We start from the raw sequence: 8415 nt of genomic DNA, 5'->3' as shown, positions 1-8415 counted from the left end.
TGAGGTCAAGGTGCATCATCATCTGCTGCTTTCCCGGCTGCTCGGGCCAGGCCGGGGCTTCGAAGTTGTCCTCGACCTGGAAGGAGAGCTTCGGGCCGCCCGCGGGGTTCAGCACCGTGCACCACTCCCGGCTGTCCTCCCCCAGCTCCCATCCGAGGAGATTGGCGTAGAAACGTGCGAGCTCCTGAGGGTCGGGTGCTCCGAGGACTGTGGCCTGAAACGTGATCGGCGAACTCATGGCGATCAGCCTAGGGCCGGTTCGAGGCGACGACGAGGGTCCGCTCACCGCGTTTCCGCGCCGGACCCGCACCTCCGCGCCGGACCCAGCGCGGAGGTGCGGGAAAGCCGCGGAACTGCTCGGAACGAAGGGAGCCGCGAGGGCCTTTCGGTCCTCGCGGCTCCCTTTCGCGGTCAGACAGCGCAGCTACGCGTTGACGCCCAGCTTCTCGAGGATGAGCTCGCGCACTCGGTTCGCGTCGGCCTGGCCACGAGTGGCCTTCATGACCCCGCCGACGATCGCGCCCACGGCCTGAGTCTTGCCACCGCGGATCTTGTCCGCCACGTCGGGCTGCGCGGCGAGAGCCGCGTCGATCGCCTCAAGGAGGGGGCCGTCGTCGGACACGAGGACCAGCCCGCGGGACTCCATGACCTGCGTGGGCGTGCCCTCGCCGGCGATGACGCCGTCGAGCACCTGGCCGGCCATCTTGTTGTTGAGCTTTCCGCCCTCGACGAGGCCGTTGAGCTCGACGATCGCCTCCGGGCTCACGCCGAGCTCCGCAGGATCGACGTCGGCGACCTTTGCCCGCCCGACGATCTCGCCCATCCACCACTTGCGCGCAGCGGCCGGGCTCGCGCCCGCCGCGATCGTCTCCTCGATCGAGTCCATCACGCCAGCGTTCACCACGTCCCGGAACTCGGGATCGGAGTAGCCCCACGCAGCCTTCAGGCGCTTGCGACGCTCGGCCGGGGGCTCGGGAAGCTGCGCACGGAGCGACTCCACCCACTCACGGGTTGCGACGACCGGCACGAGGTCTGGCTCGGGGAAGTAGCGGTAGTCGTCTGCATCGCTCTTGGGGCGACCCGACGTCGTCGTCCGCGTGTCCTCGTGCCAGTGGCGCGTCTCCTGGGTGACCTTCTCCCCCGCCGCGAGAACCGCCGCGTGGCGCTGGATCTCGAAGCGCACGGCGTGCTCGACGGACCGCAGCGAGTTGACGTTCTTGGTCTCCGAGCGGATGCCGAACTTCGTGGCGCCCTTCGGCATGAGGGAGACGTTCGCGTCGCATCGGACGTTGCCGCGCTCCATGCGGGCATCCGACACCCCGAGGTTCTTCACGATCTCGCGGATCGCCGAGACGTAGGCGCGAGCCAGTTCGGGGGCGCGACGGCCGGCCCCGACGATCGGCTTCGTGACGATCTCGACAAGCGGGACGCCCGCACGGTTGTAGTCGACGAGCGAGTAGTCTGCTCCCTGGATGCGACCGGTTGCCCCGCCCAGATGGGTCAGCTTGCCGGCGTCCTCCTCCATGTGCGCGCGCTCGATCTCTACGCGGAACACTTCCCCGTCCTCGAGCTCGATGTCGATCCAGCCATCATGGGCGATGGGCTCGTCGTACTGCGACGTCTGGAAGTTCTTCGGCGTGTCCGGGTAGAAGTAGTTCTTCCGGGCGAAGCGGCAGGACTCGGCGATCTCGCAGTTGAGGGCGAGGCCGATCTTGATCGACGACTCGACGGCAGCCCTGTTGACCACGGGGAGCACACCGGGCATGCCGAGGTCGACCTCGTTGACGTTCGTGTTCGGGTCGTCGCCGAACGCGTTCGGAGCCGAGGAGAACATCTTGGTCTTCGTGTTGAGCTCGACGTGGACCTCGAAGCCGAGGACCGGGTCGAACTGCTCCATGGCCTCATCGAAAGACAGGATCTGGTCAGCCATTACTTCACACCTCCGGTCTTCTCGGTCCCGAGGACCGGAGCCTTCGCCAGCAGCGGGCTGCCCCACTGCGCCTCGAGCAGGGATTCCAGGACGGCGCCGACCTTGTACAGGCGGGCGTCCTCGCGGGCAGGCGCGAGGAGCTGGACGCCGACGGGCAGGCCGTCCTCGTCCGCGAGACCGCCCGGGAGGGACAGGCCGGGGACGCCCGCGAGATTCGCCGGGATGGTTGCGACGTCGTTTAGATACATAGCTAATGGATCATCGAGCTTCTCGCCGAGCGGGAACGCCGTGGTGGGCGCCGTCGGGGAAATGAGCACGTCCGCCTGAGCGAACGCCGCGTCGAAGTCGCGCTGGATGAGCGTGCGGACCTTCTGGGCCGAACCGTAGTAGGCGTCGTAGTAGCCGGCCGAGAGCGCGTAGGTCCCGAGGATGATACGGCGCTTCGCCTCGTCGCCGAACCCAGCGGCGCGAGTGGCACCCATGACGCGCTCGATCGTGAGCGGGCCGTCCTTGGGCAGGACCCGCAGGCCGTAGCGGACGCCATCGAACTTCGCGAGGTTCGAGGAGACCTCAGACGGCATGATGAGGTAGTACGCGCCGAGGGCGTACTTGAAGTTGGGGCACGAGACCTCGACGATCTCCGCGCCCGCGCCGCGGAGCAGCTCCACGGCGTCGCGGAAGCGCGCCTCGACGCCGGCTTGGAAGCCCTCGCCGCCGAGTTCCTTCACGATGCCGATGCGCAGCCCCTTGACGCTGCCGCTCCGGGCAGCTTCGGCGAGGTTGTCGAACGAGTCGGTCAGGGAGGTCGAGTCGAACGGATCATGGCCGCCGATGAGCTCCTGCAGGAGGGCGGCGTCAAGAATCGACCGGGAGACCGGGCCGATCTGGTCGAGGCTCGATGCCATCGCGATCGCGCCGTAGCGGGACACCGCGCCGTACGTCGGCTTCACGCCGACCGTTCCGGTGACCGCGCCGGGCTGGCGAATGGACCCGCCCGTGTCCGTGCCGAGGGCAAGTGGCGCTTCGAAGGCGGCCACCGCAGCCGCGGAGCCGCCACCGGAACCGCCGGGGATCCGGTCGAGGTCCCACGGGTTGCGCGTGGGACCGAAGGCGGAGTGCTCGGTGGAGGAGCCCATCGCGAACTCGTCGAGGTTCGTCTTGCCGAGCATCGGAAGCTTGGCGGCCCTGATCTTGCGGATGACGGTCGCGTCATAGGGGCTCTTCCAGCCCTCCAGGATGCGGGAGCCCGCCGTCGTCGGCTGGCCGACGGTGACGATGAGGTCCTTGATCGCGATCGGCACGCCGGCCAGCGGATGGAGGGCGGCGGCGTCATCCCCGCCCGCGGCGCGGACCGAGTCGACCTCGCGGGCGACGGCGAGCGCCTCCTCGGTGTTGACGTGCAGGAAGGCGTGGACCTGCTCATCGACCTCGGCAATCCGGTCGAGGTGCGCCTGCGTGACCTCCTCGGAGGAGACCTCTTTCGCGGATAGCTTCTCGGCCAGCTGCGTGGCCGTGCTCGTAATCAGCTCGTTCATTCGGGCGCTCACTCCTCGTCCAGGATGGCCGGGACCTTGAAACGGCTGTCCTCTGCGTCGGGCGCGCCGGACAGCGCCTCCTCGGGCGTCAGCACATGACCCACGACGTCCTCACGGAAGACGTTGCTGAGCGCGATCGGGTGGGAGGTTGCAGGGACATCCGGGCCCGCGGCCTCGCTCACCGATTTGACGGCGTCGACGATGTGGGCGAGCTCTCCCGCCATCCGGTCCAGCTCTTCTGCACTCATCTCGATGCGCGCAAGCTGCGCCAAGTGCGCAACGTCGTCACGAGTGATCTCAGCCATGGATCTCCCCTGTGCGGTGGTTAGGTATCGCCGTCCAGTCTAGTCGCGCGGCGAGAACGGAAATGCCCCGGGGATCCAGACATTGCCCCCCGCAGAAGCGCGAGGGCGATGTCCGAAACCCGGGGCCGTGGGCCGAGGGAGCTACCCGATTCCGATGACGCCGATCAGCACACCGACGGCGAGCATAACGAGCGAGATCGCCGCCGTGCGCCAGAGGACCAGCTTGTGGTGGTCGCCGAGCTCGACCTTGGCGAGGGAGACGAGCAGGAGGATCGCCGGCACCAGCGGGCTCTGGAGGTGGAACGGCTGGCCCGTGATCGAAGCACGTGCCATCTCCGCGGCGCCGATGCCGTAGTGGCCCGCGGTCTCGGAGAGGATCGGCAGGACGCCGAAGTAGAACGCGTCATTGCTCATGAAGAAGGTCATCGGGATGGAGAGGACGCCCGTGATGACTGCCATGAACGGGCCGGCCTCGGCCGGGATGATCGACACGAGCCAGGACGACATCTCCTGGACGATCGTCGTGCCGTTCATCTTGCCGGTCAGCACGCCAGTGAGGACGGCGGCCGCCATCACCATCGAGACGACGGCGACGATCGAGGGCGCGTGCGCCACCAACTGCGCGGCCTGGTCCTTGACCCTCGGGAAGTTGACCACGAGGGCCACGGCGGCGCCGACCATGAAGACGTACGGCAGCGGCAGGACGTTGGCCACGAGCAGCACCATGATGCCGACGGTCAGCGCGAGGTTGAACCAGAACAGCTTCGGGCGCAGCGTGGAGCGCGTCGGGTCGAGGGCGGTGCCGCCCATCGACTCATTCTCGAGGGTGAGCACCGGCTCAGCCGACTCTGCGAGCGCGAGCCCGCCGCCCGGCGTCGTCCGCTGTCCGCCCCGCTCCGCGGTGAAGGCGCTCCCGGAGAAACCAGAGCCGCCGGGGCCCCACACTTCGGGACGCTCCGCGGCGAGGCGGCGGCGCTCCCGCAGACCGAGCTGCCACGAGAAGAGGATCACGAGCACGAGGCCGGCGAGAAGCGAGGGGACCATGGGGACGAAGACGTCGTTGACATCGATCTTGAGTGCGGCGGCCGCACGGGCCGTAGGGCCGCCCCAGGGGAGGATGTTCATGGTCCCGTTGGCCAGGCCGGCGACGCAGGTGAGCACCACGGGGCTCAGGCCAAGACGCAGGTAGATGGGCAGCATCGCCGCGGTCGTGAGGATGAAGGTGGTCGATCCGTCGCCGTCGAGGGAGACGGCGGCCGCGAGCAGCGCCGTGCCGAGGACCACCTTGGCCGGGTCGTTGCCGAGCTTGCGCAGGATGAACTTGACGAGGGGGTCGAAGAGGCCAACATCGATCATCAGGCCGAAGTAGATGATGGCGAACATCAGCAGGGCGGCCGTCGACGCCATGGACTTCATGGACGTGAGGACCATGTCTCCGATGCCGAGCCCTGCGCCGGCGAAGAGGCCGAAGACGGTGGGCACGATGATCAGCGCGAGCACCGGGGTGAGCTTCTTGGTCATGATGAGCGCCATGAAGACGGCGATCATCCCGAAGCCGAGCAGTACCAGCATCGCTGGCTCCTCTCTGTGAAAGGCATCACTCCGCTGTGATGCGCGCTACAGAACGTAGCCGGGCTCCGGGACCGAACCGGGGTTTCCGTGAATTGGCCGAAGTACTGCGCATTCTTCGGGTTCTGCGCATTCTGCGCATGCATAGCATGAGCAGATGAGCACGACGACGGAGCGCGCCCATGGCGTGGGAGCGCGGCGGGGATTGCGGTTCTCCACCCGAATCCTGCTGCTCCAACTGGCAGCCGTGGCGCTCGCCGTCGTCCTCGCGGCCGGATCCCACCTCTGGCTGGCGTACGAGCGCCTCTGGACGGAGGCCGAGGACAACGCCCTCACCCTCGCGCGGGCCGTCGCGGCCGATCCCGACGTGCGCCGGGAAGTCGCCTCGATCGCGGCCCAGCCGGGCACTCCCCCGCCGGCTCAGCTCGCGGCGGGCCCGATCATGGCCTCGGCGGAGGCGGCGAGACAGCGCACCGGGGCGCTCTTCGTCGTCGTCACCGATGAGCAGGGCCTTCGTCTCGCCCACCCCGACCCCGCGCGGCTCGGCGAGAAGGTGAGCACGGCCCCGGACGTGGCCCTCGCGGGAGGTGAGGAGACCGCCCGCAACACGGGAACGCTCGGCCCCTCGGTCGGCGCCAAGGTGCCCATCCTCGCGCCCGAGGGCGCGGCGCAGAAGGCGGGAGCGGTGGTCGGGGAGGTCAGCACGGGCTTCGCGCGCTCGAGCGTGGTCGACGGCCTGGGCCGTGACGGCCTCGCCGTCGCGGGGACCGCGACGCTCGCTCTGGCGGCCGGGGCACTGGCTTCCCTCGCCCTCCGCCGGCGCCTGTCGCACCTGACCCTGGGGCTCGAGCCAGAGGACATCGGCACCCTGGTCCAGGATCAGGAGGCCGTGCTCCGCGGGATCGACGAGGGAGTCATCGGGATCTCGCGCGACGGCCGGGTGTCAGTCGTCAACGATGCGGCGCGCCGACTCCTCCTCGGGCCCGAAGACTTCACGGGCACGGATTGGGCGGCCGCGCCGGTGCCCGAGGCGCTGCGCGCCCTCACCACGCCCGACACGGACGGCCCCACGCGCGAGCTCGTCGCCGGAGACCGCGTCCTTGTGGCCAGCGCCCGCCGGGTGGTGCGCGGCTCGCAGGAACTCGGCTGGGTCGTCATGCTCCGGGACCGGACGGAGCTGCAGCGGCTGACCCGCCAGCTCGACGCGGTGGGCGCCCTCACCGAGGCGCTCCGCGCCCAGCGCCACGAGTTCAGCAACCAGCTCCACACCGTCGCCGGTCTTCTGGATATCGGGGAGGCCGAGCAAGCCCGGGGCTACTTGGGTCGGCTCGCCGCCTCAGGTCCGCTCGACTATCCGCTCGAGCAGGCTGAGCTGCTGGGCGACCCCTCGCTCAAGGCCTTCCTTGGCGCGAAGGGGATCGAAGCCGCCGAGCGCGGCGTGGTCCTTCGCCTGGGTGCCGAGACCCTGGTCCGCCAACCGGTTGCCGCCCCACAGGACGTGACCACAGTCTTGGGGAACCTGGTCGACAACGCCGTGCGTGCCGCCGTGGCCGGCGCTCAGGACGAGAACGGAGAACGGTGGGTGGAGGTCGAGCTTCTCGACGACGGCCCCACCCTTCACCTCGTGGTCGCGGATTCCGGGGACGGGATCGGCGCGGCGGCCCCGGAGCAGCTCTTCGAGCCCGGCTACACGACGCGGCCCGCGATTGCAGGGGCTGAGACGGACCGGCTCGAGCCGCCCTCGGGCCACGGGATCGGCCTTCCCCTGGCCCGGCAGCTGGCCCGGCGGCGCGGAGGAGACGTCTGGCTCATCTCGCCCGGACGGCCCGGCGGCCCCGGCGCCGTCTTCGGGGCGCGCATTGTGGGGAGGAGTTCTGCATGACCGACTTCAGGGTGCTCATCGTCGACGACGACTTCCACGTGGCCCGATTGCACGCGACGTACGTGGACGGTGTCCCAGGCTTCTCAGCCCTCGCGCCGGTAGGGACCGCCTCGCTGGCGCTCCATGCGGTGCACGCTCTGCGCCCGGACCTCGTACTGCTCGACGTCTACCTCCCCGACACGCCTGGCCTCGAGCTGCTGCGCACCCTCGACGTCGACACCTTCATCCTCACCGCGGCCGCCGATCCCGATTCGATCCGCCTGGCCCTCCGCCGGGGCGCGCTCGGCTACCTCATCAAGCCGTTCACGGCCGAAGACCTCGAGGCGGTGCTTCGGGGCTACGCCCGCTACCGCCGTCTGCTTCGGGGCCCCGGGACCCTCGACCAAGCCGCCGTGGACCGGGCGCGGCGAGCGCTGTTCGGCGGGCGCGAGGCCACCACCGCAACAAGACCTCGCTCGGGTACAGAAACTGCTGTCCTCGAGGCCCTCGGATCCGGAGACCTCCTGTCCGCTGCGGAGGTGGCCGCCGTCGTCGGCGTCTCCCGCGCCACAGCACAGCGCTATCTCGCTGCCCTCGCCGACGACGGCTCCGTGGAGATCCAGCTCCGGTACGGCTCCACGGGGCGCCCCGAGCACCGCTACGGGCTGCGCGGGTGAGGCTACAGCTCCTTCCGGTATACCGGAAGCCAGATGTCTGTGTGCGGGATGGGCCAGTCGCGCTCAGGAGCGCGCGCGTAGCCGAGCCGCGCATACAGCGCGTGCGGCGCCTCCCAGTCCGACCCGGTGGTGAGCACGACGGCGGAAGCCCCCGCGCGCTTCGCCCTCGCCTCGACCTCGGCGACCAGGGCGGTCGCAGCACCGGTGCGCTGGACCTGCGGATCGACGACGAGCAGCCGGAACTCGAACTCCCCCGCACGGGCGACCTGCTCGAAACCATCGCCAGATGCCATGAGCGTGACAGAACCGACCAGGCGGCCTTCTCGCTCCGCGACGAGTACCGTCCCGCGGGCCGCCCGATACGCGACGTCAACCACCTGTTGCATGTACGGGTGACTGGCGTCCTCGAAATAGCCCGCACCCAGATAGGCGGCCCGAGTGATGCGGGCGATCTCCGCATAATCCGCTTCGGTGGCCTCGCGGACCGTCAGGGCGCGGCTCACTCGACCGGGAAGCGGCCGGAGAACTCGATCCCGCC

The 8415-nt window shown here is 69.5% G+C and carries 8 protein-coding genes; 2 read left to right on the top strand and 6 right to left on the bottom strand.

Annotation, left to right across the window (positions count from 1 at the left end):
• The 5 genes from ACTHL9_RS09370 to ACTHL9_RS09350 form a co-directional block, all read right to left on the bottom strand.
• Positions 1–238, bottom strand: a 238-nt coding sequence (locus ACTHL9_RS09370; RefSeq protein ID WP_440518595.1) for a VOC family protein, incomplete at its 3' end; no start/stop codon positions are given.
• 186 nt (positions 239–424) lie between these two features.
• The gene (gene gatB / locus ACTHL9_RS09365; protein ID WP_440518594.1) at positions 425–1930 is read right to left on the bottom strand and encodes an Asp-tRNA(Asn)/Glu-tRNA(Gln) amidotransferase subunit GatB; all 1506 of its coding nucleotides are present in this window, start codon (positions 1928–1930) and stop codon (positions 425–427) included.
• Positions 1930–3465, bottom strand: a complete 1536-nt coding sequence (gatA, locus tag ACTHL9_RS09360; RefSeq protein WP_440518593.1) for an Asp-tRNA(Asn)/Glu-tRNA(Gln) amidotransferase subunit GatA — start codon at positions 3463–3465, stop codon at positions 1930–1932. The genes gatB and gatA overlap by 1 nt, the downstream gene beginning before the upstream one ends.
• A gap of 8 nt (positions 3466–3473) precedes the next feature.
• Positions 3474–3770: an Asp-tRNA(Asn)/Glu-tRNA(Gln) amidotransferase subunit GatC gene (gene gatC, locus ACTHL9_RS09355; RefSeq protein WP_440518592.1), complete on the bottom strand. Its 297-nt coding sequence runs from the start codon at positions 3768–3770 to the stop codon at positions 3474–3476.
• A gap of 141 nt (positions 3771–3911) precedes the next feature.
• The gene (locus ACTHL9_RS09350) at positions 3912–5342 is read right to left on the bottom strand and encodes a CitMHS family transporter (protein WP_440518591.1); all 1431 of its coding nucleotides are present in this window, start codon (positions 5340–5342) and stop codon (positions 3912–3914) included.
• 154 nt (positions 5343–5496) lie between these two features.
• Here ACTHL9_RS09350 and ACTHL9_RS09345 point away from each other — a divergent pair, with 154 nt between their 5' ends.
• Both ACTHL9_RS09345 and ACTHL9_RS09340 read left to right on the top strand, forming a co-directional pair.
• On the top strand, positions 5497–7221 hold the full coding sequence (locus ACTHL9_RS09345; RefSeq protein WP_440518590.1) for an ATP-binding protein: 1725 nt from the start codon (positions 5497–5499) through the stop codon (positions 7219–7221).
• Complete coding sequence (locus ACTHL9_RS09340; protein ID WP_440518589.1) at positions 7218–7877, top strand: response regulator; 660 nt, start codon at positions 7218–7220, stop codon at positions 7875–7877. The genes ACTHL9_RS09345 and ACTHL9_RS09340 overlap by 4 nt, the downstream gene beginning before the upstream one ends.
• Positions 7878–7879: 2 nt before the next feature.
• On the opposite strand, the gene ACTHL9_RS09335 is transcribed toward ACTHL9_RS09340, so the two are convergent.
• On the bottom strand, positions 7880–8415 hold a 536-nt coding region (locus ACTHL9_RS09335; protein WP_440518587.1), incomplete at its 5' end, for a GNAT family N-acetyltransferase.

Origin of the sequence: Sinomonas sp. (assembly GCF_051955515.1) — a bacterium.
Lineage (GTDB): Bacteria > Actinomycetota > Actinomycetes > Actinomycetales > Micrococcaceae > Sinomonas.
The sequence above is the reverse complement of the archived record's forward strand: the minus strand, read 5'-3'. Positions and strand labels throughout refer to the sequence as shown.

Bases quoted from the DNA above. Each gene is read 5' to 3' on its own strand.
- gatB (WP_440518594.1), bottom strand. From the start codon at position 1,930: ATGGCTGACCAGATCCTGTCTTTCGATGAGGCCATGGAGCAGTTCGAC.
- gatA (WP_440518593.1), bottom strand. From the start codon at position 3,465: ATGAACGAGCTGATTACGAGCACGGCCACGCAGCTGGCCGAGAAGCTA.
- gatC (WP_440518592.1), bottom strand. From the start codon at position 3,770: ATGGCTGAGATCACTCGTGACGACGTTGCGCACTTGGCGCAGCTTGCG.
- ACTHL9_RS09350 (WP_440518591.1), bottom strand. From the start codon at position 5,342: ATGCTGGTACTGCTCGGCTTCGGGATGATCGCCGTCTTCATGGCGCTC.
- ACTHL9_RS09345 (WP_440518590.1), top strand. From the start codon at position 5,497: ATGAGCACGACGACGGAGCGCGCCCATGGCGTGGGAGCGCGGCGGGGA.
- ACTHL9_RS09340 (WP_440518589.1), top strand. From the start codon at position 7,218: ATGACCGACTTCAGGGTGCTCATCGTCGACGACGACTTCCACGTGGCC.